General features: G+C 68.8%; 18 protein-coding genes. 17 read left to right on the plus strand and 1 reads right to left on the minus strand.

All coding sequences use genetic code 11. The features are described 5' to 3' along the window. Positions 1-65 precede the first annotated feature (65 nt). The 17 genes from ACPXBU_RS08995 to mmsB all read left to right on the plus strand — a co-directional run bounded on the left by ACPXBU_RS08995 (position 66) and on the right by mmsB (position 23143). Positions 66-587, plus strand: a complete 522-nt coding sequence (locus ACPXBU_RS08995; protein WP_425757693.1) for a hypothetical protein — start codon at positions 66-68, stop codon at positions 585-587. A gap of 72 nt (positions 588-659) precedes the next feature. Continuing rightward, the gene (locus ACPXBU_RS09000) at positions 660-1502 is read left to right on the plus strand and encodes a DUF4097 family beta strand repeat-containing protein (protein ID WP_425757694.1); all 843 of its coding nucleotides are present in this window, start codon (positions 660-662) and stop codon (positions 1500-1502) included. Positions 1503-1537: 35 nt separating this feature from the next. Then, positions 1538-2515, plus strand: coding sequence for an ATP-binding cassette domain-containing protein (locus tag ACPXBU_RS09005; protein ID WP_393367298.1), 978 nt, complete (start codon positions 1538-1540; stop codon positions 2513-2515). Next, positions 2512-3300 carry an ABC transporter permease gene (locus ACPXBU_RS09010; protein ID WP_425757695.1) on the plus strand — a complete coding sequence of 263 codons (789 nt, stop codon included), beginning with the start codon at positions 2512-2514 and terminating at the stop codon, positions 3298-3300. The genes ACPXBU_RS09005 and ACPXBU_RS09010 overlap by 4 nt, the downstream gene beginning before the upstream one ends. Before the next feature lie 755 nt (positions 3301-4055). Next, positions 4056-5738 (plus strand): ribulokinase, encoded by a 1683-nt coding sequence (gene araB / locus ACPXBU_RS09015; protein WP_425757696.1) that lies wholly within the window; start codon positions 4056-4058, stop codon positions 5736-5738. Continuing rightward, positions 5735-6412, plus strand: a complete 678-nt coding sequence (locus tag ACPXBU_RS09020) for an L-ribulose-5-phosphate 4-epimerase (RefSeq protein ID WP_393367301.1) — start codon at positions 5735-5737, stop codon at positions 6410-6412. Before araB ends, ACPXBU_RS09020 begins: the two co-directional genes overlap by 4 nt. Positions 6413-6551: 139 nt before the next feature. Continuing rightward, positions 6552-7553 (plus strand): ABC transporter substrate-binding protein, encoded by a 1002-nt coding sequence (locus ACPXBU_RS09025; protein ID WP_393367947.1) that lies wholly within the window; start codon positions 6552-6554, stop codon positions 7551-7553. 190 nt (positions 7554-7743) lie between these two features. Then, complete coding sequence (locus ACPXBU_RS09030; protein ID WP_393367302.1) at positions 7744-9285, plus strand: sugar ABC transporter ATP-binding protein; 1542 nt, start codon at positions 7744-7746, stop codon at positions 9283-9285. Further along, positions 9282-10352 (plus strand): ABC transporter permease, encoded by a 1071-nt coding sequence (locus tag ACPXBU_RS09035; RefSeq protein ID WP_393367303.1) that lies wholly within the window; start codon positions 9282-9284, stop codon positions 10350-10352. The genes ACPXBU_RS09030 and ACPXBU_RS09035 overlap by 4 nt, the downstream gene beginning before the upstream one ends. After that, the gene (yjfF, locus tag ACPXBU_RS09040; RefSeq protein WP_393367304.1) at positions 10349-11338 is read left to right on the plus strand and encodes a galactofuranose ABC transporter, permease protein YjfF; all 990 of its coding nucleotides are present in this window, start codon (positions 10349-10351) and stop codon (positions 11336-11338) included. The genes ACPXBU_RS09035 and yjfF overlap by 4 nt, the downstream gene beginning before the upstream one ends. A 26-nt stretch (positions 11339-11364) precedes the next feature. Continuing rightward, complete coding sequence (gene araA, locus ACPXBU_RS09045; protein WP_393367305.1) at positions 11365-12867, plus strand: L-arabinose isomerase; 1503 nt, start codon at positions 11365-11367, stop codon at positions 12865-12867. Between the two features lie 341 nt (positions 12868-13208). After that, a complete protein-coding gene (locus ACPXBU_RS09050; RefSeq protein WP_425757697.1) occupies positions 13209-15329 on the plus strand; it encodes an RICIN domain-containing protein in 2121 nt (706 codons plus the stop codon). 412 nt (positions 15330-15741) lie between these two features. Beyond that, positions 15742-16728, plus strand: a complete 987-nt coding sequence (locus tag ACPXBU_RS09055) for a LacI family DNA-binding transcriptional regulator (RefSeq protein ID WP_393367307.1) — start codon at positions 15742-15744, stop codon at positions 16726-16728. A gap of 311 nt (positions 16729-17039) precedes the next feature. Continuing rightward, a complete protein-coding gene (locus ACPXBU_RS09060) occupies positions 17040-18716 on the plus strand; it encodes a glycoside hydrolase family 27 protein (RefSeq protein ID WP_425757698.1) in 1677 nt (558 codons plus the stop codon). A gap of 418 nt (positions 18717-19134) precedes the next feature. Next, the gene (gene chvE / locus ACPXBU_RS09065) at positions 19135-20277 is read left to right on the plus strand and encodes a multiple monosaccharide ABC transporter substrate-binding protein (protein ID WP_393367309.1); all 1143 of its coding nucleotides are present in this window, start codon (positions 19135-19137) and stop codon (positions 20275-20277) included. An 80-nt stretch (positions 20278-20357) separates the two neighbouring features. Next, entirely contained in the window at positions 20358-21896 is a 1539-nt protein-coding gene (gene mmsA, locus ACPXBU_RS09070) for a multiple monosaccharide ABC transporter ATP-binding protein (protein WP_393367310.1), read from the plus strand. Further along, positions 21893-23143: a multiple monosaccharide ABC transporter permease gene (gene mmsB, locus ACPXBU_RS09075; protein WP_393367311.1), complete on the plus strand. Its 1251-nt coding sequence runs from the start codon at positions 21893-21895 to the stop codon at positions 23141-23143. The genes mmsA and mmsB overlap by 4 nt, the downstream gene beginning before the upstream one ends. 70 nt (positions 23144-23213) lie before the next feature. On the opposite strand, the gene ACPXBU_RS09080 is transcribed toward mmsB, so the two are convergent. Continuing rightward, positions 23214-24593, minus strand: a complete 1380-nt coding sequence (locus ACPXBU_RS09080; RefSeq protein WP_425757699.1) for a DUF7594 domain-containing protein — start codon at positions 24591-24593, stop codon at positions 23214-23216. Positions 24594-24707: the final 114 nt, after the last annotated feature.

The raw sequence follows: 24707 nt of genomic DNA on the forward strand, positions 1-24707 counted from the left end.
CCCACCGGCATCATCCTGAGCCATGGGTGTTGCACTCTGAGCCAAAGTGGTGCCATGATGGTGCCATGGAGTTGAGGTCATACGTAGAGAACCTGCGCGACGAGTTCGCCGTGGCCGCGGAGGGGGTCGACCCCGAGGCCCGGGTGCTGGCCGAGCGGCTCTTCACCCAGTTGGAGGCGGCGACCCGTCTCACGTTGCTCGAGGCGCTGTCCGACGCCGCCGACGAGATCACCCGCGATCTCGCGCCGGGTTCGGTGCACGTCCGGTTGCGGGGGCGCGAGCCGGACTTCGTGGTGACACCGGCCAGCCCTGTCGACGAGCTGGCTGAGGCGAGCGAGCCGCCGACGCTGTCCGCGCCGGCCCCCGCGCCCGAGGGGGAGGACGGCGGCACCTCGCGGATCAACCTCCGACTCCCCGACCACCTCAAGGCCAGCGTCGAGGAGGCCGCCGGGCGCGCCGGGCTCTCGGTCAACGCCTGGCTGGTGCGCGCCGTCGCCGGTGCCGTCGGCGCCGGCGAGACGCAGCGTCGTCCGTCTCGCCGGGTGGAGCCACGCTCCGGCCAGCACATCACCGGCTGGGCCCGCTGACCCTCCGTATCCCTCTGTTTTCGCGCCGCTGACCAGCGGCGACATTCGCCGACCACCTTCCGGGAGACCACCATGCCAAGTTTCGAAACGCCAGAACCCATCGCCGTCCGGATCGAGCTGCCGGTGGGAGATGTCTGGATCACGGCGACCGACCGCACCGACACCGTGGTGACGGTGCGACCCCGCGACCCGTCGAGCAAGGCCGACGTGAGCACCGCGGAACAGACCACCGTCGAGTACGCGGCGGGACAACTGCTGATCAGGGTGTCGAAGAGTTGGCGCCGCTACGGCTTCGGTTCCGGGCCGTCGGTCGACGTCCGGATCGAGCTACCGGCCGGGTCGCGGGTGCACGCCGAGTCCTCCTGGGCGGCGTTCCGGTGTGAGGGTCGGCTGGGCGAGTGTCGGATCAAGACGGGCAGCGGGATCCGGCTCGACGAGACCGGGCCGTTGGACATCGACAGCAGCCACGGCGAGGTGGCGGTGGAGCGGGTCGCGGGCTCGGCCCGGGTGAAGGTCTCGTCCGGCAAGGTACGCATCGGCGCGGTCGACGGCTCCGCCGAGATCAAGAACTCCTCCGGCGACTGCTGGATCGGCCGCAGCGGCGGCGACGTCCGGGTCAACACCGCGTACGGCGACATCACCCTCGATGCGCCGCTGGCCTCGGTGACGGCCCGCACCGCCTACGGCAACGTCCGGCTGGGTGAGGTCGTCCGGGGGGCGATCGAGCTGAACACCTCGTACGGGGCGATCGAGGTCGGCATCCGGCGCGGGACCGCCGCCTGGCTCGACGTCAGTTCCAAGCACGGCCGCGTGCACAACGCCCTGGAGACGACCGACGGTCCGGCGCAGACCGACGAGACGGTCGAGGTCCGGGCGAACACCGCCTACGGCGACATCATGATCCGCCGCGCCTGACCCGTCCGCACCGCGACCACGCAAAAGAGGAGACCATGACCAGCTCCACGAAGCCCGCGATCGTCGCCACCGGCCTGCGGAAGTCCTACGGTGACAAGGTCGTGCTGAACGGCATCGACCTGATGATCACCGAGGGAACGATCTTCGCGCTGCTCGGCCCCAACGGCGCCGGCAAGACCACCACGGTGCGGATTCTCTCCACCCTGATCAACGCCGACGGCGGCAACGCCCGGATCTTCGGCCACGACCTGACCCGGGAGCCGGACGCCGTACGCGAACTGATCGGCGTCACCGGCCAGTTCTCCGCCGTCGACAACCTGCTCACCGGCCGGGAAAACCTCCACCTGATGGCCGACCTGTGTCACCTGGACAAGGGCGTCGGTCGGCGTCGGATCACCGAGCTGCTCGACCAGTTCGACCTGACCGAGGCGGCCGGCAAGCCGGTGTCGACGTACTCGGGGGGCATGCGGCGGCGTCTCGACCTCGCGATGACCCTGGTCGGCGCGCCCCGCGTGATCTTCCTCGACGAGCCGACCACAGGTCTCGACCCGCGCAGCCGCCGCGCCATGTGGCACATCATCCGCGCGCTCGCCGCGGAGGGCGTCACGATCATGCTCACCACCCAGTACCTGGAGGAGGCCGACCAGCTCGCCGACCGCGTCGCGTTCCTCGACCATGGCCGGCTGATCGCCGAGGGCACCCCGCGCGAGCTCAAGCGGCTCATCCCGGGCGGCCACGTGGTGCTGCAGTTCGCCGACCCGGACGGGCTCGACTCGGCGGCCCGTACGTTCCCGGCCGGCCGGCGGGATGACGCGGCACTCACCCTCCAGGTGCCCAGCGACGGTGGGGTCCTGTCGCTGCGCTCGCTTCTCGACCAACTCGACCGCGAATCGATAAGCGTGGCCGGGCTCTCCGTGCACACCCCCGACCTCGACGACGTCTTCCTCACCCTCACCGGCCAGCCCGACTCCGGCGCCGGCCGACCCGACCACGAAAGGGCCCCAGTGCGATGAGCACCGTCTCCCTCGCCGTCCGCGACTCGGGCACCATGCTGCGGCGCAACCTCCTGCACATGCGGCGGTACCCGTCGATGACCATGCTGCTCATCGGCATTCCGATCATCATCCTGTTGCTCTTCGTCTACGTCTTCGGCGGCACGCTCGGCGCCGGCCTCGGCCCGTCCGGCGGCCGCTCCCAGTACGCCAACTACGTCACCCCCGGCATCCTGCTCATCACCGTGGTCAGCGCGGCGCAGGGCACCGCCATCTCGGTCGCGATGGACATGACCGAGGGCATCATCGCGCGGTTCCGGACGATGGCGATCTTCCGACCGTCGGTGCTCACCGGCCACGTACTGGGCAGTCTGGTCCAGACCCTGCTCAGCCTCGCGGCCGTCATCGTCGTGGCGCTGCTCGTCGGGTTCCGGCCCACGGCCAACCCGGTCGAATGGCTCGCGGCGATCGGCGTCCTCGCCATGATCACCTTTGCGCTCACCTGGCTGTCGGTGGCCCTCGGTCTGGTCAGCGAGAGTGTCGAGACGGCCAGCAACCTGCCCATGCCGCTGATCCTCCTGCCGTTCCTCGGCAGCGGCTTCGTCCCCACCGACTCCATGCCGACCCCGGTGCGGTTGTTCGCCGACTACCAGCCCTTCACGCCCGTCATGGAGACCCTCCGTGGCCTGCTGCTCGGCACCGGGATCGGCGCCAACTGGATCCTCGCGGTCGTCTGGTGCGCGGTCATCACCGTGGCCAGCTTCTTCTGGGCCAAGGCCCTGTACAACCGCAGTCGGGCCACCTGATCCGCACCACCCGCTCGACGTCCCGCCATCGCGACGGACAGCCGGCGACTCGGCCCACGGGGCCGAGTCGCCAGCTGTCCATGTCGCGCGGTACGGGCCGCCGGCCGTCGGTCGCGAGGGCTTGATCAACTCGGCTTTCATGAAGTCGGCCTGTCTCCGCCACTAGGACCTCCCGATTTCAAGGAACGCGAGTGGATCAGCGCCGCCCCGCTCGCTCGGCCTGGCTCGGCTCGACCGGCGGGCTCGCGGCCGTTCCCGGCCGTACCCAAAGGTCGAATGTTATCGATAACACCGGCCCGTCGCGCGGCCCCGGGGTGAGCCCACAGCCCCTGGGGAGCGCTCACTCATGAGTCATCGCGATACCGGCAGTCATGCCAGAGGTATGACCAAGGGAGCGCGGCGGTGGCGGTGATGTTATCGCCAACATCAACAGGCGGCCGTGCTCGGGAAGGCGTCTCGTGGTGAGAGTGGTGCGGTCGCCGTCGCCCCGCCCGTCGAGGGGCTTCCGGTCGGTGGCGGTCCGTGCGCCGGGCCGCGTCCCGCCCGCCCGGTCGGTGGCCGGTCGGTGCGACGCCCCCCGTCCCGGCTGCCCGATCGGTGGCCGACACCGGATTCGCGTGCTTTGTGCCGGTCCGCCAGCGACGCGCCCGAGTCGGCCCGGCTTCCGCGTTCCGTTACGGAGCTGTTGCGCCTAGATGTCTTGACGAGGCTGGATGTGAGCGTTAACACTATCCCCGTTAACGGTGGAGGTGAACATGAACCGTGTGGACGGAGCTGACGACCGCTACGTCGTCGGTGTCGACTTCGGCACCCTGTCCGGGCGAGCTCTGGTGGTCCGTGTCGGTGATGGTGCCGAGTTGGGGACCGCGGTGCACGAGTACGGCGACGGCGTTATCAGCACGGCGCTTCCGGGAGGCCGCACGCTGCCCCCGGACTGGGCTCTGCAGAACCCGGACGACTACCGCGACGTGCTGCGCCACGCCGTTCCGGCGGCGGTGGCCGCCGCGGGGGTGGACCCCGCCGCGGTGATCGGCATCGGCATCGACTTCACCGCCTGCACGGTGCTGCCGACGCTTGCCGACGGCACCCCACTGTGTGAGACGCCCGAGTTGCGCGACCGGCCACACGCCTGGGTCAAGCTGTGGAAGCACCACGCCGCACAGCCGCACGCCGACCGGATCAACGCGCTTGCCCACGAGCGGGCCGAGCCGTGGATCGGCCGCTATGGCGGCAAGATCTCCGCCGAGTGGCAGTACGCCAAGGGCCTGCAGATCCTGGAGGAGGACCCCGAGGTCTACGACCGGGCCGAGCGCTTCGTCGAGGCGGCCGACTGGATCGTCTGGCAGCTCTGCGGCACCGAGACCCGCAACGTCTGCACCGCCGGTTACAAGGGCATCCTCCAGGACGGCCACTACCCGTCCGAGGGCTTCCTGACCGCGCTCAACCCCGACTTCGGCGACTTCGTGACCAAGCTCGACGGCCCGTTGCTGCCGCTCGGCGCCCGCGCCGGCGCGCTCACCGCCCAGGCCGCCGCGTGGACCGGCCTGCCGGAGGGGATCGCGGTGGCCGTCGGCAACGTCGACGCGCACGTCACCGCGGCATCCGCGCAGGCCGTGGAGCCCGGCCGACTCGTCGCGATCATGGGCACCTCGACCTGCCACGTCGTCAACGGCACGCAGGTCGCCGAGGTGGCCGGGATGTGCGGTGTCGTGGACGGCGGCATCAGCCCCGGCGCGTGGGGTTACGAGGCCGGGCAGAGCGGCGTCGGCGACATCTTCGGCTGGTTCGTCAAGCACGCCGCCCCGGCCGGCATCGACTCGCACGAACAGCTCACCGAGCTGGCCGCGAGCCAACCGATCGGCGCGCACGGGTTGATCGCGCTGGACTGGTGGAACGGCAACCGCTCGCTGCTTGTCAACCACGACCTCAGCGGGATGATCGTCGGAATGACGCTGGCCACCCGGCCGCAGGACATCTACCGGGCGCTGCTGGAGTCCACCGCCTTCGGCACGCGGATGATCATCGAGGCGTTCGTCGAGGCCGGTGTGCCCGTGAACGACCTGGTGATCGCCGGTGGCCTCACCAACAACGCGCTGCTGATGCAGATCTACGCCGACGTGACCCGGCGGCCGCTGAACATCATCGCGTCCGCGCAGGGGCCGGCGCTCGGGTCGGCGATCCACGCCGCCGTCGCCGCCGGTGAGTTCCCGTCGATCCACGAGGCGTCGCAGGCGATGGGTCGGGTGCACGAGGCCGTCTACCGACCGGACCCGGACCGGGCGAGCGCCTACGACGCCCTGTACGCCGAGTACCGCACGCTGCACGACCACTTCGGTCGCGGCGGCAACGACGTCATGCTCCGCCTGCGGGCGATCCGCAACGCGGCGGCCGAGACCGCCGCGTCCCCACAGGAGGCCGCGCTGGAGGTGGTCGCGTGACAGCGATCAGCGAGCTGCGCGAGACGGTCGCCCGCCTGCACACCGAACTCACCAGGTACCGCCTGGTCGCCTGGACGGCCGGCAACGTCTCCGCGCGGGTGCCCGGCCGGAACCTCATGGTGATCAAGCCGAGTGGCGTGAGCTACGACGACCTGACGGCGGACACGATTGTGGTGTGCGACCTCGACGGCGTCCTCGTCGAGGGGGAGTTCGCCCCGTCCAGCGACACTGCCTCCCACGCGTACGTCTACCGGTCCATGCCCGAGGTCGGCGGGGTCGTGCACACGCACAGCTCGTACGCCACCGCCTGGGCCGCGCGGGGCGAGCCGATCCCCTGCCATCTCACGGCGCAGGCCGACGAGTTCGGCGGGGAGATCCCGGTGGGTCCGTTCGCCCTGATCGGCGGCGACGACATCGGCAAGGGCATCGTCAGTACGCTCGCCGGGCACCGCTCACCCGCGGTGCTGATGCGCAACCACGGTGTCTTCACCATCGGCCGGGACGCCCGCGCGGCGGTCAAGGCCGCGGTCATGTGTGAGGACGTGGCCCGTACGGCGCACCTGGCCCGCGCGCTCGGGCAGCCGGTGCCGATCGCGCCTGCCGACATCGACGCCCTTCATGACCGTTACCAGAACGTCTACGGTCGACAACCAGTCCCACCGGCGAGTTCCTGACCCTCTGCGGCCACACCCGACCCGCCGGTCTGCACCACCCCGAAGTAGCAGCACGCAACACCCGCGTACGCCGCTCCTTGCACATCGGCGGTTGGCGCGGTTCCCCACCACACCGAGCCAAGGAGATTCGATGCGCAAGATGCGAATGCACTCCGCTCCGTGGCGCGCTGCCACGGTCCTCGCCAGTGTGCTGCTCGTCGGCAGCATGGCGGCCTGCGGCAACAGCGACACCGGCGGCGGCGGCGGCGACACCAAGGACGACGGCAAGATCACGATGGGCTTCTCGCAGGTCGGCGCGGAGAGCGGCTGGCGTACCGCGAACACCACCTCGATCAAGGAATCCGCGACCGCGGCGGGCATCGAGCTGAAGTTCGACGACGCGCAGCAGAAGCAGGAAAACCAGATCAAGGCGATCCGCAACTACATCCAGCAGAAGGTCGACGTGATCGCCTTCTCGCCGGTGGTGGAGTCCGGTTGGGACACCGTGCTCAAGGAGGCCAAGGACGCCGGCATCCCGGTGATCCTGACCGACCGCTCGGTCGACTCGGCCGACAAGTCGCTGTACAAGACGTTCCTCGGTTCGGACTTCGTCAAGGAGGGCAAGCTCGCCGGTGATTGGCTGGTCGAGCAGAAGAAGACCGCCACGGGTCCGGTGAACATCGTCGAGCTGCAGGGCAACACCGGTGCGGCGCCGGCGAACGACCGGAAGAAGGGCTTCGGCGAGGCGATCGCCGCCAACCCGAACCTGAAGATCATCGCCTCCCAGCCGGGTGACTTCACCCGCGCCGGTGGCAAGCAGGTCATGGAGCAGTTCCTCAAGGCCAACAAGAAGATCGACGTGCTGTTCGCGCACAACGACGACATGGGCCTGGGTGCGCTCGAGGCGATCACCGCCGCCGGCAAGGTGCCGGGCAAGGACATCACCATCATCACGGTCGACGCCGTCAAGGATGGTATGCAGGCCCTCGCCGACGGGAAGTTCAACTTCATCGCGGAGTGCAGCCCGCTGCTCGGCCCGCAGCTGATGGACCTGGCCAAGAAGGTCCACGCGGGTGAGACGGTGCCGGCTCGGATCGAGACCGAGGAGACCACCTTCACCCAGGCGCAGGCCAAGGAGGCTCTGCCCACCCGCAAGTACTGATCGACGTCGGGGGGTCGCCGCGCTCGCGTGGCGGCCCCGCCTCGTCGCCCCATAAACCCGAACGGACCGGGCATGACCCGCGATGACCCGCGCCACGCCCGCCCGAGCCTCCCGCAGGGGCGGCCGGGCGGGCGCGGTGGGAGCGCAGCGGCCCTTCCGCGTCGACAACCCCCAGAAGAGGTCTGATGGGATGACGGATAGCCGTCCGGTCCTGACGATGACCGGGATCAGCAAGTCCTTTCCCGGGGTGCGCGCACTCCACGACGTCAATTTCCGGCTTTTTCCCGGCGAGGTGCACGCCCTGATGGGCGAGAACGGCGCCGGCAAGTCGACCCTCATCAAGGTGCTGACCGGTGTCTACGACACCGACGAGGGCGCCATCACGCTGGACGGCGAGCCGGTGTCCTTCACCGGGCCGATGCAGGCGACCGCGGCCGGCGTGAGCACCGTGTTCCAGGAGGTCAACCTCTGCACCAACCTCTCGGTGGCGGAGAACATCTTCATCGGTCGTGAGCCCCGGCTGCTGGGCGCCGTCCGCTGGGGTGAGGTCCGCCGTCGTGCCCGAGCCCTGCTCGACCGCCTCGACCTCGACCTCGACGTCAGCGCGCCGCTCGGTTCGTACTCGCTGGCGATCCAGCAGATGGTCGCCATCGCCCGCGCCATCGACATCAAGGCCCGGGTGCTGATCCTGGACGAGCCGACGTCCAGCCTCGACGCCGGCGAGGTGGCGCAGCTGTTCCGCATCATGCGGCAACTGCGCGACGAGGGCATCGCGATCCTGTTCGTGACCCACTTCCTCGACCAGGTCTACGAGATCGCGGACCGCATCACCGTGCTGCGCAACGGCGGACTCGTCGGCGAGTACCTGACCGCCGAGCTGCCGCAGCTCTCCCTCGTGGAGAAGATGATCGGCAAGGAACTCGACGTGCTCGAGGGCATCGAGGAGCACTCCCGACGCGACCTGGCCGCGGTGGAGGAGGGCACCCCCCTGGTGGCGGTGTCGGACTTCGGGCGGGCGGGTGCGGTCGAACCGTTCAGCCTCACCATCCACGCCGGCGAGGTGGTGGGCCTGGCGGGCCTGCTGGGCTCGGGGCGTACCGAGGTCGCACGGTTGTTGTTCGGCGCCGACCGGACCGACGGCGGCCAGGTAGCTGTCGACGGTGCGGCCAGCAGCCTGCGGACCCCCGCGCAGGCCATCGACCACGGCGTCGGCTTCTGTTCGGAGAACCGCCGCGCCGAGGGCATCGTCGCCGACCTGTCGGTCCGCGAGAACATCATCCTCGCGATGCAGGCGGCCCGCGGCTGGCTGCGGCCCATTCCGCGTCGTCGCCAGGACGAGCTTGTCGACAAGTACGTCAAGGCGCTCAACATCCGGCCCGCGGACCCGGAGGTGCCGGTCCGCAACCTCTCCGGTGGCAACCAGCAGAAGGTGCTCCTGGCCCGGTGGCTGATCACCGAGCCACGGCTGTTGATCCTCGACGAGCCGACCCGGGGCATCGACATCGGCGCGAAGACCGAGATCCAGAAGCTCGTCACGCAACTGTCCGACGGTGGCATGGCGGTGCTGTTCATCTCCGCCGAGTTGGAGGAGGTGCTGCGCCTCAGCCACAAGGTGGCCGTCATGCGGGACCGCCAGATGGTCGCACAGCTCCCCAACGACGCCAGCCTCAACGCCGACCGCATCATGCAGACCATCGCGAGTGGATCCCACCGCGAGGAGGCAGACCGATGAGCGACACCATGAGCCGCTACCGGACGATCACCGGTCACCGGCTGTTCTGGCCCGCGGCCGTGCTGGTCGTCATGCTCGCCGCGAACACGATCTACCGGCCCGGGTTCCTGTCCATCGAACTCAAGGACGGGCACCTGTACGGCTCGCCGATCGACATCCTGCGGCTGAGCGCGCCGTTGATCCTCGTCGCGCTGGGCATGACCCTCGTCATCTCGACCGGCGGAATCGACCTGTCGGTCGGCTCGATCTGCGCGATCAGCGGCGCGATGGCCTGCATGTACATCAGCAAGCAGCCCGACCAGAACAGTCTCACCGTGGTGCTGACCGCCCTCGCGATGGCGTTGGGGGTCGCGCTCGTGCTGGGCGTCTGGAACGGGGTGCTGGTGGCCGTGATCGGGATCCAACCGATCATCGCCACCCTGATCCTGATGGTGGCCGGCCGGGGTCTCGCCCAGCTGATCACCCAGGGGCAGATCATCACCATCAATTCCGGGCCGTTCCGGGCGATCGGGCTGGGTCACCTGCTGACCCTGCCGCTGGCCATCTTCATCGCGCTCGCCGCGGCAGTGCTCGTCGCGGCGTTCACCCGCCGCACCGCACTCGGCATGATCATCGAGTCGGTGGGCGGCAACGCGGAGGCGAGCCGACTCGCCGGCATCCGCTCCGGCCGGGTCATCTTCCTCGCGTACGTCGTCAGCGCCGTCTGCGCGGCGGTCGCCGGCTTCATGATGACGGCCAACGTCTCCAGCGCCGACGGCAACGCGGTCGGCCTCTGGGTGGAACTGGACGCGATCCTCGCGGTCGTCATCGGTGGCACGTCCCTCGCCGGCGGTCGGTTCTTCCTGAGCGGCACCATCCTCGGCGCGCTGATCATCCAGACCCTGACCACCTCGGTGTACGCCATGAACATCTCGCCGCAGACCTCACTGCTGTTCAAGGCGGTCGTCGTCATCGCCGTCTGCCTCATCCAGGCGCCGGCCTTCCGGGCCAAGTTCGCCCGCCGCAGGCGCAGTGCGGCACCGCCCACCGCCATCGCCGACAAGCCGAAGGAGCAGGTGCCGGCATGACCACTGGAACGCTTACCGCCGGTCGTAACCGGTTCCGGCTGCCGAGGAAGCAGATACCGGTCCTGGCGACGCTCGCCCTGCTGCTGGTGATGTACGGCATCGGGGTGTCGCAGTACACGGCGTTCTCCAACGTGCAGGTCATCTTCAACGTCTTCATCGACAACGGCTTCCTGCTCGTGGTCGCGATCGGGATGACCTTCGTGATCCTCACCGGCGGCATCGACCTGTCGGTCGGGTCCGTCGTGGCGATGACGGCGATGGTGTCGGCCTGGCTGCTCCAGGAGGGCCTGCCCGCGGCGCTGGTGCTCGTGATCGCCCTGCTCATCGGTCCGACGCTCGGCCTGCTGATGGGCTGCGCCATCCACTTCTTCGAGATCCAGCCGTTCATCGTCACGCTCGCCGGGATGTTCTTCGCCCGGGGCATGTGCACGTTGATCTCCGGTGCGTCCATCCCGATCACCGACGGGTTCTGGACCAGGATGTCGCAGGAGCGGATCGGCGATCCCAAGGGCAACTTCATCTCGATCAGCGTGCTCATCGCGTTCGTCGTGCTCGCCATCGCCGCGTACGTGCTGGCCTACACCCGGCTGGGCCGCAACGTGTACGCCATCGGCGGCAACCCCCAGTCGGCCCTGCTGATGGGCCTGCCGGTGGGGCGGACCCGGATCGCCGTCTACACGATCAGCGGCCTGTGCTCCGCGATCGGTGGGATCCTGCTGTCCTTCTACACCCTCTCCGGTGCGCCACTGATCGCCGTCGGCATGGAGCTGGACGTCATCGCAGCCGTCGTCATCGGGGGCACCGTGCTCACCGGGGGCGCGGGTTACGTCTTCGGAACGGTGCTGGGCGTGCTGGTCCTGGGTGTGATCCAGACCCTCATCACCTTCGATGGGAGCCTCAACTCCTGGTGGACCAAGATCGTGATCGGCGGCCTGCTGTTCGCGTTCATCCTTCTCCAGCGCCTCATCGGAATCCGTTACAAGTGACCGCCCCTCTCGCGGAAGGCAACTCCATGGCACCACAAAACGCACCCGAGATCTGGTTCCTCACCGGCAGCCAAGGCATGTACGGCGAGGAGACGCTCCGGCAGGTCGCCGAGCAGTCCCGTCAGATCGCGGCCGCGCTCGACGACTCGCCGCAGATTCCCGCTCGGGTGGTCTGGAAGCCCGTCCTGACCAACAGCGGTGAGATCCTGCAGGTCTGCCGGGACGCCGCCGCCCAGGGTGCCGTCGGGGTCATCGCCTGGATGCACACCTTCTCTCCGGCGAAGATGTGGATCGCCGGTCTGGACGCGTTGCAGACGCCGCTGCTGCACCTGCACACCCAGGCCAACGTGCTGCTGCCGTGGAACGACATCGACATGGACTTCATGAACCTGAACCAGGCCGCCCACGGCGACCGTGAGTTCGGGTACATCCAGACGCGTCTCGGTGTGGCCCGCAAGACGGTGGCCGGGCACGTCAGCGACCCGCGGGTGTCGGCCCGGGTCGGGGCGTGGGCGCGCGCCGCGCTCGGCTGGTCGGCGATGCGGTCGCTGCGGCTGGCCCGCTTCGGCGACAACATGCGCGACGTCGCGGTGACCGAGGGCGACAAGGTCGAGGCGGAGCTGCGGTTCGGGGTGTCGGTCAACACCTACGGGGTCAACGACCTGGTCAAGGTGGTCGGCGAGGTCACCGACGCGCAGGTGGACGACCTGGTCAAGGAGTACGAGGACACCTACCGCATCGGCGCGGAGCTGCTGCCCGGGGGCGATCGGCACGACTCGTTGCGGTACGCGGCCCGCCTGGAGTTGGGCATGCGCGGGTTCCTGGACGCGGGTGGCTTCCGGGCCTTCACCACCAACTTCGAGGATCTCGGCGGCCTGCGTCAGCTGCCGGGCATCGCCGTGCAGCGGCTGATGGCCGACGGCTACGGCTTCGGTGGCGAGGGCGACTGGAAGACGTCGATCCTGGTGCACACGCTCAAGGCGATGTCGGTGGGCGTGGACGGCGGCACGTCGTTCATGGAGGACTACACCTACGACCTCACCCCGGGCGAGGAGTTGGTGCTCGGCGCCCACATGCTGGAGGTCTGTCCGACAATCGCCTCCGACGTCCCCAACGTGGAGATCCACCCGCTGAGCATCGGCGGGCGGGAGGACCCGGTCCGGCTGGTGTTCGACGCCGCGCCCGGCCCGGCGGTGGTGCTCGGGCTGGCCGACATGGGTGAGCGGTTCCGGCTGGTGGCCAACGAGATCGACGTGGTGGCGCCGCCGCAACCGTTGCGTCGACTGCCGGTGGCCCGTGCCGTCTGGCGTCCGCGGCCCGACCTGCCCGGTTCGGCCGAGGCGTGGATCACCGCCGGCGCGCCGCACCACACGGTGCTGTCGCAGGCGGTGGGCGTGGAGGAGTTGCACGACCTGGCCGAGATGAGCCGTACCGAACTGGTCGTCATCGACGCCGACACCACGCCGCGCCGCTTCGCCGACGAGATCCGCTGGAACCAGGCCTACTACCGGCTGGCCCGCGGCTTCTGACCCGCGCGGCCCGGCCGCGTATCTGACGGGTGGTCCCATCCCCTGCCTGCGGGCTCGGGATGGACCACCCGTTCGCGTCTCCGCCGGCAGGGCCACGAGACGGTTGTGTTACGCCTTGACTAACAGCATGTTATCGCTCACAGTCTATAGCCAAGATGGTCGATGTCGTTGGCTGGTCCGGCCACGCGCGCGTCCTACCCCGCGGATTCGGCACCTCGGCACCGCGACGGTCGGACGACCGGTGTTAGCGATCACATGGCCGGGCGTGGTCAGCTCGGTGCCCCGCCCGGTGCCGCGGACGCCGGCCCAGACCGCACGGTTCGCGTCAGCAGAGGAGGATCATGCTTTCCATCGGTCGGGTTCCCCGGGGTGCGCCACGGCGCGGGTGGCTTACGAGACTCGCCGTCGCCGCGATGGTGCTTGTGGTCGGTGGCGCGGCTGCGGCCGTCGCCTCGTCGCCGGCGTCAGCGGCCACGGTCGACACCAGCGCCTGGTACGTCCTGGTGAACCGCAACAGCGGCAAGGCAGTGGACGTGTACAACATGGCCACGAACGACGGCGCGCGGATCACCCAGTGGACCCGTAACAACGGCAACCAGCAGCAGTGGCAGTTCGTCGACTCCGGCGGTGGCTACTACCGGCTCAAGTCGAGGTTGTCGGGCAAGGTGCTGGACGTCTCCGGCCGCTCGACCGCCGACGGCGGGCCGATCGTGCAGTGGTCCGACAACAACGGCACCAACCAGCAGTTCCGGTTGGCCGACTCGGACGGCGGGTACGTCCGGCTGATCAACCGCAACAGCAACAAGGCGATGGAGGTGCAGGGCGCCTCGACCGCCGACGGCGGCAACATCGTGCAGTACGCCGACTGGAACGGCACCAACCAGCAGTGGCAGCTCGTCCGCGTCGACGGCGGGGGCAACCCCACCACGCCACCGCCCACCACGCCGCCCCCGTCGAACGGCACGTACTCGAACCCGGTGGTCTGGCAGGACTTCGCCGACGTCGACATCATCCGGGTGGACAACGCCTACTACATGTCGGCGTCCACCATGCACTACTCGCCGGGCGCGCCGGTGCTGCGTTCGTACGACCTGGTCAACTGGGAGTACGCCGGTCACTCCGTGCCCAAGCTCGACTTCGGCTCGAAGTACGACATGAGCGGCGGTAGTAACGCGTACGTCGACGGGATCTGGGCGTCGACGTTGAACTACCGGCCGAGCAACAAGACGTACTACTGGGCCGGGTGCATCGACTTCGCGCAGACGCACATCTACACCGCGTCCGCCGTCGACAGCACGTGGACCAAGCACACCACCATCCCCAACTGCTACTACGACGCCGGGATGCTGATCGACGACAACGACACCATGTACGTGGCGTACGGCAACTCCACGATCAGCGTGGCGCAGCTGTCCGCGGACGGGAAGTCCCAGGTCCGTGCCCAGCAGGTGTACCAGACGCCGTCGAGCATCGGCACGCTGGAGGGCGCCCGGTTCTACAAGCGCAACGGCGCCTACTACATCTGGCTCACCCGCCCGGCCAACGGTCAGTACGTGCTGAAGTCGACAAACGGCCCGTTCGGCCCGTACGAGCAGCGCCAGGTGCTGCTCAACCTGCCCGGCCCGATCTCCGGTGGCGGCGTGCCGCACCAGGGTGGGCTGGTGCAGACCCAGAACGGCGACTGGTACTACATGTCCTTCGTCGACGCGTACCCCGGTGGTCGGATGCCCGCGATGGCTCCGATCACCTGGACCGGCGACGGCTGGCCGGTGCTGCAGACGGTCAACGGCACGTGGGGCTCCTCGTACCCGAAGCCGAACCTGCCCGCGCCGCCGCGAGCGGTCAAGCCGCTCACCGGCACCGACACGTTCGCCGGCACCACGCTCGGCCCGCAGTGGGAGTGGAACCACAACCCCGACACCAGCAAGTTCTCGGTCAACAACGGGCTGAACCTGCAGACCGCCACCGTCACCGGCGACCTGTACAAGGCCCGTAACACGCTCACCCACCGGATCCAGGGCCCCACCTCGACCGCCACCATCGAGTTGGACTACTCCACGATGCGCGACGGTGATCGGACCGGCCTGGCGGTGCTGCGCAACTCGTCGGCCTGGATCGGAGTCCGACGGGACAACGGGGCGACCCGACTGGTGATGCAGAACGGGCTCACGATGGACGGCAGTTGGAACACCACGAGCACCGGCAGTGAGGTGGCGAGCACCGCCGTCTCCGGTGGCCGGATCTGGTTGCGGGCCAACGCCGACATCAGACCGGGGTCCGGGCGGCAGGCCCGCTTCTCGTACAGCACGGACGGGGTCAACTTCACCTCGTTCGGCAATGCCCTGACGCTGGCGAACAACTGGCAGTTCTTCATGGGTTACCGGTTCGCCATCTTCAACCACGCGACGTCGGCGCTCGGCGGCGCGGTCACGGTCCGCCAGTTCGCCCTGACGACGCCGTGACGCCGGTCACACGGCGCTCGGTGTGACAGGTGGCGTCGACGAGCGCCGGCCGGTCCGGCACGAAGTCGGCGCCACCTGGTCATGTTCCAGTCGGCCTGCTCCACGCTCTGTCCAGGAGCGTGGAGCAGGTTGGCGCACCATCGCAGCCCGTACGCGCGAGCCGGTGGCCCGCGTACGGCGCGTGGGAAAAGCCTTGTGTGGCTTCGATGCGTAGCACATCCGGGCACAGCCGTCCCGTATTCGAAGCGGTTGCTGGCGTAGACTGACGGCGATTCAGCGCTGGTCACCTGGGATTCAGCACCGGCGTGGTGGCTGAGCGAGGGGGATCGGGCCGGGCCGTTCCAGTCGACGTCGACGGGCCGCGGGCCGGAGACGTAGCGGGGAGAGTGAAATGGCCGTCCACGGTCCCGCGATGACAGATGTCGCTCGTCTGGCCGGTGTCTCCCATCAGACGGTGTCGCGGGTGCTCAACGGGCACCCCAACGTCCGTGAGCAGACCCGGCTTCGGGTGCGGGCGGCGATCGCCGAACTCGGCTACCGCCCCAACGGTGCCGCTCGTGCCCTGGTGACCGGCCGATCCCAGGTCATCGGGGTGGTCGCCCAGAACACCACGCTCTACGGTCCGGCCTCGATGCTGGCCGCGTTGGAGCAGACCGCCGCCGAAGAGGGTTTCGCGGTGAGTGTCGGCAGCGTGCGAAACCTGGACCACCGCTCCATCTCGGCCGCCGTCGAGCGACACCTGTCGCACCGGGTCGCCGGCATCGTGGTCATCGCGCCGGTGGAGTCGGCGGGTGAGGCGCTGGAACACCTGCCGCAGGATGTCCCCCTCGTCACCGTCGACGGCGACCCGAGTCGGCCGGTGCCGCTGGTGACTGTCGACCAGGTGGCGGGCGCCCGGGCGGCGACCCAGCACCTGCTCGACGCGGGGCACCGCACCGTCTGGCACGTCTCCGGGCCGTTCGACTGGTTCGACAGCGTCGGCCGCATCGACGGTTGGCGGGAGGCGCTGCTGGCGGCCGGGGTGGACCCGCCGCCGCTGATGCCGGGGGACTGGTCCGCCGCATCGGGTTACCGGTGCGGGCAGATGTTGGCGAGGATGCCGGAGGTCACGGCGGTCTTCACCTCGAACGACCATCTCGCCCTGGGCGTGCTGCGGGCGTTGCACGAGTTCGGTCGGCGGGTGCCGCACGACATCAGCGTGGTCGGTTTCGACGACGTGCCGGAGGCGGCGTACTTCATTCCGCCGCTGACCACCGTCCGTCCGGACTTCGACGCGGTGGCGCGGGCGAGCCTGCAGATGCTGCTGACCCAGATCGAGTCGGGCACCGGCGGGGCGTTGCGAAAGACCATCGCGCCAACGCTTGTCGCCCGAGGGAGCGTCGCGCCGCCGCAACGCTGAGAGCCGGGCCGCCGCGAGGCCGCCGGCATCAGGTCGCCACCGCCCAGCGTCGCTCACGGTGGGCGGTTGCTCGGGGCCGACCTCACCTCGTCGCCATCCGGGCCGTCACAGTCGGTAAGACGTAGCTCAATCGAGCTTGTGCGTTTTTCATCGACGCACGACGATGCAACTGCCGGGGAGGTATTGAACCTCGTGAAATCTGGCCGTAACATGATGGACGTCGCTGTTAACGCTAACAAGAATTGGCGTCCAACTTCCGTCCCACCAGTCAGATCGTAGTCACGGGCGGGCGCCACCGACAAGGAGGCTCGATGAACCGCATCACCCGAGGTCGACGCTGGGGGGGCGTCCTGGCGGCCGGAGTGCTGGTCGCCGGCGCTTTGGTCGGCCTCCGCGCCCCCGTGGCGCAGGCACTGGACAACGGGGTGGCACGCACTCCTCCCATGGGGTGGAATTCGTGGAACTCGTTCGGCTGCAACATCAACGAAGCTCTGATCCGGCAGTCGGCGGATGCGATCGTCAGCAGCGGCATGCGGGACCTGGGCTACAACTACGTCGTGGTCGACGACTGTTGGTTCAACCCCAATCGGGACAGCTCCGGCAACCTCCAGGGCGACCCCGGCCGGTTCCCCAGCGGGATGAAGGCGCTCGGCGACTACCTGCACGCCCGGGACCTGAAGTTCGGCCTCTACCAGGTGCCCGTCGACAAGACCTGCGCGCAGTACTTCGGCGGCTACCCCGGGGCAACCGGCAGCCGCGGCCACGAGGCGCAGGATGCCCGCCAGTTCGCCGCCTGGGGTGTCGACTTCCTCAAGTACGACTGGTGCTCGCCGGAGGGCAGCATCAACGACCAGGTGACCACCTTCGCCAAGATGCGTGACGCGCTGGCCGCCACCGGTCGACCGATCGTCTACAGCATCAACTCCAACAGCATCCACGCCAAGACCGGCCCGCAGCGCAACTGGGGCGACGTGGCGAACATGTGGCGTACCACCGAGGACATCACCAACGCGTGGGACACCGGGCAGACCAACGGCTACCCGATGGGCATCCAGAACATCATCAACGTGACGGTTCCGATGGCCTCGTACGCGCGGCCGGGCGGCTTCAACGACCCCGACATGATGGAAATCGGCCGTGGCGGGATGAACGACACGGAGATGCGCAGCCACTTCGCGATGTGGGCGATCATGGCGTCTCCGCTGATCGCCGGCAACGACGTCCGGAACATGAACGCCGCGACGCAGACCATCCTGAAGAACGCCAACCTGATCGGGATCAACCAGGACTCGCTCGGGCTGCAGGGGGCGCAGGTCTCGTTCGACGGCACCCGTCGGGTGCTCGCCAAGCGGCTGGCCAACGGTGATGTCGCCGTGGCCCTGTTCAACCAGGGTGGCTCGACGACGACGATCTCGACGACCGCCGCCGCCGTCGGCAAGTCCGGCAGCTCGTTCACGCTCGTGGAGGCGTGGTCCGGTGCCAGCGCCTCCAGCACCGGGACCATCAGCGCCAGCGTTCCGGCGCACGGCACCGTGGTCTACCGGGTCAGCGGTGGCGGGACGACCCCGCCGACGACCACCCCGCCGCCCACGACGACCCCGCCGCCGAGCACGTCGGGCGCGTTCGCCAGTGCCGCCTCCGGCCGCTGCCTCGACGTGCCGGCGAGCAACACCGCGAACGGCACCCAGCCGGTGATCTGGGACTGCAACGGCGCCGCCAACCAGCGCTGGACCGCGAACGGTCAGACCCTGCAGTCGCTCGGCAAGTGCCTGGACGCGCCCCCGAACGCCACCCCCGGCACCAAGGCGCAGATCTGGGACTGCAACGGCGGGGCCAACCAGCAGTGGACCGTCAACACCAACGGCACGATCAGCAACGCGCAGTCCGGCCTCTGCCTGGACGTCAACAACAACGGCACGGCCAACGGCACCACGGTGCTCCTCTGGACCTGCACCGGGGCGGCGAACCAGCGGTGGACGCGGCGCTAGCCGACCAGGTCCCCCGACCGACCAGGTCGCGGCAGCCCACCTGATCCGACCGCCCGCCACGTGCCCGCGGACGACACCCGTCGTCCGCGGGCACCGTCGCGTCTGCCGGCGGTTGCGCCCCGGCGGCCGTTCCTGCTCGGGCGGTGGCCCGGCCGGTCCGGTGGTGGTTCGCGGCGGTTCTGGCCCCGTTGGCGGCCTCCGCGGGCGCCCGTCCGCGTCGTCACAGTTCGTCACCGTGATCGCAGGTCCGGGCCTGTTCGGCCGCTGGCCTGGTCGGTCGGGACGCCTCCGTTACGAGACCGTGACACCGGTATTTCGGATCAGGTGTTGACGTGCAGTATGTGAGCGCTAACACTACCCCGAAAGGTGACAGTTTTGGCCCCGGCACTCGACGGGGGAGTCCAGAGAGGAGAGGCCCGTGGGCAGGAGATTCCTGGTTGCTCTCGGCGGTGTGATGCTGACGCTGAGTATGGCAGCGTGCAGTGGCGGGGGTGCGGGCAGCGGTGACGACAAGAGCGCCGACAAGCCCGGTGACCTGACCATCGGTGTGTCGATGCCGACCCAGACCTCCGAGCGGTGGATCGCCGACGGCAACGCGGTGAAGTCGAAGCTTGAGGCCAAGGGCTACAAGGTCGACCTCCAGTACGCCGGCGACGACATCCCCACCCAGTCGCAGCAGGTCGACCAGATGATCACTCAGGGCGCCGACGTCCTGATCATCGCGGCGATCGACGGCACCGCGCTCAGCAGCCAGCTGCAGGCCGCAGCCGACGCGAAGATCCCGGTCATCTCCTACGACCGGCTGATCCGCGGCAGCAAGAACGTCGACTTCTACGTCAGCTTCGACAACTACAAGGTCGGCGTCGCCCAGGGCACCGGGCTGCTCGTCGGTCTCGGCCTGCTGAACAAGGACGGCTCGAAGGGCACGGCCAAGGGTCCGTTCAACATCGAACTCTTCGCGGGCTCGCTCGACGACAACAACACCCAGTACTTCTTCGGTGGCGCGATGGACACGCTGAAGCCGTTCATCGACAGCCGTACGCTTGTCGTCAAGTCCAAGCAGACCACCCCCGAGCAGGTAGCCACCCTGCGGTGGCAGCAGGAGACCGCGCAGAAGCGCATGGAGAACCTGCTGACCTCCAGCTACAACGACGGCTCGAAGGTCGACGGTGTGCTGTCGCCGTACGACGGCATCTCCCGGGGCATCATCACCGCCCTGCAGAACGCCGGCTACGGCACCGCCGCCAAGAAGCTCCCGCCGGTCACCGGCCAGGACGCCGAGATCGCCTCGATCAAGCTGATCAACGACGGGGTCCAGAGCTCCACGGTCTTCAAGGACACCCGTCTGCTGGCCGACCAGGCCGTGAACGCCGCCGAGGCGTTCCTGCAGAAGAAGGAGCCGCAGGCCAACGACACCAAGACGTACGACAACGGCGTCAAGGTCGTCCCGGCGTACCTGCTCCCGATCGTCACGGTCTACAAGGACGACATCAAGACCGCGCTGATCGACTCCGGCTACTGGACGGCGGAAGAGGTCGCCGCCGGTCAGGCCAAGAAGTAAGCCAATCGTCGGGCCCGGCGGTCATCGCCGGGCCCGACGTCTGGGCGTACCGTGTCCAGACCTGACGGAGGACAGTGACAATGGACGACACCATCCTCGAGATGCGTCGCATCACCAAGACCTTCCCCGGCGTGATCGCGCTGGAGGACGTCACCCTCGCAGTGCGCCGCGGGGAGATCCACGCCATCTGTGGTGAGAACGGCGCCGGCAAGTCCACCCTGATGAAGGTGCTGTCCGGCGTCTACCCGTCCGGCTCGTACGACGGCGAGATCCTCTTCGACGGCAAGCCGATGCAGTTCCGTGGCATCCGCGACAGCGAGGCCAACGGCATCGTCATCATCCACCAGGAGCTCGCCCTGGTGCCGTACCTGTCGATCGCGGAGAACATCTTCCTCGGCAGCGAGCGGCGCAGCCGCCTCGGGCTGATCGACTGGAACCTGGCCAACGCCGAAGCGGCGAAGCTGCTGGCGTCCGTCGGGCTGCACGAGAATCCCGTCACCCCGGTCATCCAGCTCGGCGTCGGCAAGCAGCAGTTGGTGGAGATCGCCAAGGCGCTGTCGAAGAAGGTGCGCCTGCTCATCCTGGACGAGCCGACGGCCGCGCTCAACGACGTCGACTCGGCTCACCTGCTCGACCTGTTGCGGGCACTCCGCGACCAGGGCATCACCTGCATCATGATCTCGCACAAGCTCAACGAGATCACCGCCATCGCCGACACGACCACCGTCATCCGGGACGGGCGCGCGGTGGAGACCCTCGACATGCGCTCCGACGACGTGACCCAGCAGCGGATCATCCGCGGCATGGTCGGGCGCGACCTGGACAGCTTCTACCCCGACCGCGAGTCGTCCCCCGGCGAGGAGGTCCTCCGGATCGAGGACTGGACGGTGCGGCACCCCGTGCAGGACCGGATGGTCGTCGAGGACGTCGCCCTGTCCGTCCGCGCCGGCGAGGTCGTCGGCATCGCGGGCCTGATGGGTGCGGGGCGGACCGAGCTGGCGATGAGCGTGTTCGGCCGGTCGTACGGGCGTGACATCCGGGGCCGACTCTTCGTGCGCGGTCGCGAGGTGCAGGCCCGCACCGTCGCCGAGGCGATCGACAACGGCATCGCCTACGTCACCGAGGACCGCAAGAGGTACGGGCTCAACCTCATCGACGACGTCCGCCGTAACGTGTCCGCCGCCGCGTTGGACCGGTTGTCCCGCCTGGGCTGGGTCAACGGCAACGAGGAGATCAAGGTCGCCGAGGACAGCCGGCGGGAGATGAACATCCGGACGACGAGCGTCATGGCTGTCGTCGGCAAGCTCTCCGGCGGCAACCAGCAGAAGGTCGTCCTGTCGAAGTGGCTGTTCACCGACCCGGACGTGCTGATCCTCGACGAACCCACCCGGGGCATCGACGTCGGCGCCAAGTACGAGATCTACACGATCATCAACCGGCTGGTGGCCGCCGGCAAGGCGGTGATCGTCATCTCCTCGGAGCTGCCGGAGTTGCTCGGGATGTGCGACCGCATCTACACCCTCGCCGCCGGCCGGATCACCGGTGAGATGCCGGTGGCCGAGGCGACTCAGGAGAGCCTCATGGAGCTGATGACAAAGGACAAGGAGCTCGTGGCGTGACCAGCATCAAGACCCCCCCGACGGAGAGCCCGGCGCCTTCGGACAGCACACCCGCGGCCGCTCTGCACAGCGGCACGAACGACCTGCGGGCGCTTGTGCTGAACAACCTGCGGCAGAGCGGGATCTACGTCGCCCTGGTCGTCATCGTCGCGCTCTTCGCAGTCCTGACCGACGGGGTGTTGCTGAGCCCCGGCAACATCACGAACATCGTCCTGCAGTACTCGTACATCCTGGTGCTCGCGATCGGGATGGTCATCCTGATCATCGGCGGGCACATCGACCTGTCGGTCGGATCGGTCGTCGCGCTGACCGGAGCGGTGTCCGCCGTCCTGGTGATCCAGCAGGGCTATCCCTGGTGGGTAGGCGTCGTGGCCGCGCTCGCGGTCGGCGTCGCGGTCGGCGCGTGGCACGGCTTCTGGGTGGCGTACGCCGGCATTCCGGCCTTCATCGTGACCCTGGCCGGCATGCTGCTGTTCCGGGGTCTCACCCTGCGGGTGCTCGACAACATCTCGCTGTCGCCGTTCCCGGCGGAGTACCAGAAGGTCGCGGCGGGCTTCCTCAACGGGCTGCTCGGCGGGCAGGGCTTCGACGCCTTCACGCTGCTGATCGGCGCCGTGGCCGTGGCCGGGTACGCGGTGAGTGGCTTCCGCACCCGCGTGGCGCGTATCCGCTACCAGCAGCCGGTCGAGTCGTTCCCGCTGTTCGTCGCCCGGGTCGTGCTCGTCGGCGCGGTCATCATGTACTTCGCGTGGCAGCTGGCGCACGCCCGCGGCCTGCCGATCGTGCTGATCATCCTGGCGGTTCTGGTGCTGGTCTACGGCCTGCTCACCAGGCGTACCGTCTTCGGTCGCCAGGTCTACGCGATCGGCGGCAACCTGTCGGCGGCGGCGCTGTCCGGGGTGAAGGTCCGCACCGTCAACTTCTGGATGTTCGTCAACATGGGCTTCCTGGCGGCGGTGGCGGGTGTCATCTACTCCTCGCGGTCGAACGGCGCTCAGCCCGCCGCCGGCAACATGTTCGAGCTGGACGCGATCGCCGCGGCCTTCATCGGCGGCGCGGCGGTCACCGGCGGCGTGGGCACCGTGGTGGGCGCCATGGTCGGCGGTCTGATCATGGCGGTGATGAGCAACGGCATGCAGCTGATGGGTATCGACCAGTCGACCCAGTCGGTGGTGAAGGGCCTCGTCCTGCTCGTCGCGGTCGCCTTCGACGTCTACAACAAGCGCCGGGCCGGCACGGCCCGCTGACGTCCTGACGGTACGAGGGTGCCCCCTGCCCGCCTCGCGGGCAGGGGGCACCCTGCGTCGGTGGGTGGAGTTAGTGGCAGGCGCTGGTGCCGCTGTCGGTGTAGGTCTGGCCGGCTACCGGTACGAACCGCCAGTCGTAGCTGTTGGAGTGCAGGGTGAACTTCAGGACTCCCCAGGCCGAGCTGTTGCGCGCCTCGCTGTTGGGCTGGATGGTGCCGAAGCCGTAGTGACCCGCGCCGCCCATGCCGGCGACGAAGCTGCGCATGCCGCGGCTGGTGTCGGCGCCACCGGACGGGTTCATCGGCGCGAAGCGCTCGTACACGTGGTTGTGTCCCCACACCACGACGTCGGCGTTGTAGTCGTAGAGCGCCTGGTACAGCGGGCGCGTGGACGTCGACGGCGCGTGGTTGGAGCTGGACGTGAACAGCGGGTGGTGCCAGTAGGCGAGCGTGCACGGCTTGCCGCTGGCGGCCAGGTCCGCCCGCAGCCACTGCTCCTGGGTGGATCCGGCCGACATGCTGATGTTCGAGTTCAACGACACGACGTGCCAGTTGCCGAGGTCGTACGAGTAGTAGCCGCGCCCGCTCGGGCCGGCCGACGTACCGAAGTAGTTGTAGTAGCCGGTCGCGCCCGACGTGTTGTAGTCGTGGTTGCCCGGCGACGGGCGGGTACGGCTCTTGTGCCGGCCCCAGGTGGGCTCGTAGTAACTGGCGAACTGCGACGCGGTGCCGCTGTCGTAGACGTTGTCGCCGGTGGTGAAGACCGTCCCCGGGATGCTGTCGAGCAGCGTCGCGGTGGCGCTGTCGCCGGAGCCGGAGTCGGCGATGTCGCCCGCCCCCACGAACACCGGGTCCCCGGACTCCGGTGGCGTGGTGGTCCCGGTGGTGACCACCAGTTGCGGGGCGTCCGCGCCACTCTCGCGCGTGTCGTAGTAGGCGCCGTCGCCGCTGGCGGAGGTCGCACCGAAGCTGTACGTCCCGTTGCCGGTGACGGCGGCCGTGACGTCGACCTCGTACCAGGTGTTGCCGCTGACCGCGCCGATGGTGCCGAGCGTGGCCCCGTCGATCGTCGGCTGGTTGGCCCAGGTGGTGCCGGTCTCCGACCACGTCGTGTTGGACATCCGGCGGAACGTGCCACCGGCGTCGCTGCCGCTGTTGCCGCTGATCGTGCGCAGTCGCACCTTGGCGCTTGTCACCGTGCCGCTGACACCGCTCACGGTGAAACGCAGGAACGAGCGGCGCACGGGCGAGTTGTCGACCACGATCTGCGTGGACGTGCCGTAGTTGGTGGACGTCGCGTCACTCTGGACGTAGGTGTCCGCGACCGGCGTGAACGTCACGCTCGCCGCCGACGCCGCGTCGGCGCCTACCCCGACGACGGCGGCGGTCGCGGCGACGAGCACCAGCACCGCTCCCGTCGTGATCGGCGGACGGGGGAATCGAATATCCATCCAGGACTCCTTCGCTGCGGGTGTGAAGCCCACGGAATGTAGGAAGGTCGATGGACCGGCGGGCGACGGGTGGATGAACACCACGTCCCGGCAGGCAAACACCTCGATGTTCGC

Source organism: Micromonospora sp. DT231, assembly GCF_049847025.1.
Lineage (GTDB): Bacteria > Actinomycetota > Actinomycetes > Mycobacteriales > Micromonosporaceae > Micromonospora.

Coding starts and splice junctions, on each gene's coding strand:
- ACPXBU_RS08995 (WP_425757693.1), top strand. CDS start 66: ATGGAGTTGAGGTCATACGTAGAGAACCTGCGCGACGAGTTCGCCGTG.
- ACPXBU_RS09000 (WP_425757694.1), top strand. CDS start 660: ATGCCAAGTTTCGAAACGCCAGAACCCATCGCCGTCCGGATCGAGCTG.
- ACPXBU_RS09005 (WP_393367298.1), top strand. CDS start 1,538: ATGACCAGCTCCACGAAGCCCGCGATCGTCGCCACCGGCCTGCGGAAG.
- ACPXBU_RS09010 (WP_425757695.1), top strand. CDS start 2,512: ATGAGCACCGTCTCCCTCGCCGTCCGCGACTCGGGCACCATGCTGCGG.
- araB (WP_425757696.1), top strand. CDS start 4,056: ATGAACCGTGTGGACGGAGCTGACGACCGCTACGTCGTCGGTGTCGAC.
- ACPXBU_RS09025 (WP_393367947.1), top strand. CDS start 6,552: ATGCGAATGCACTCCGCTCCGTGGCGCGCTGCCACGGTCCTCGCCAGT.
- ACPXBU_RS09030 (WP_393367302.1), top strand. CDS start 7,744: ATGACGGATAGCCGTCCGGTCCTGACGATGACCGGGATCAGCAAGTCC.
- ACPXBU_RS09035 (WP_393367303.1), top strand. CDS start 9,282: ATGAGCGACACCATGAGCCGCTACCGGACGATCACCGGTCACCGGCTG.
- yjfF (WP_393367304.1), top strand. CDS start 10,349: ATGACCACTGGAACGCTTACCGCCGGTCGTAACCGGTTCCGGCTGCCG.
- araA (WP_393367305.1), top strand. CDS start 11,365: ATGGCACCACAAAACGCACCCGAGATCTGGTTCCTCACCGGCAGCCAA.
- ACPXBU_RS09050 (WP_425757697.1), top strand. CDS start 13,209: ATGCTTTCCATCGGTCGGGTTCCCCGGGGTGCGCCACGGCGCGGGTGG.
- ACPXBU_RS09055 (WP_393367307.1), top strand. CDS start 15,742: ATGACAGATGTCGCTCGTCTGGCCGGTGTCTCCCATCAGACGGTGTCG.
- ACPXBU_RS09060 (WP_425757698.1), top strand. CDS start 17,040: ATGAACCGCATCACCCGAGGTCGACGCTGGGGGGGCGTCCTGGCGGCC.
- mmsA (WP_393367310.1), top strand. CDS start 20,358: ATGGACGACACCATCCTCGAGATGCGTCGCATCACCAAGACCTTCCCC.
- ACPXBU_RS09080 (WP_425757699.1), bottom strand. CDS start 24,593: ATGGATATTCGATTCCCCCGTCCGCCGATCACGACGGGAGCGGTGCTG.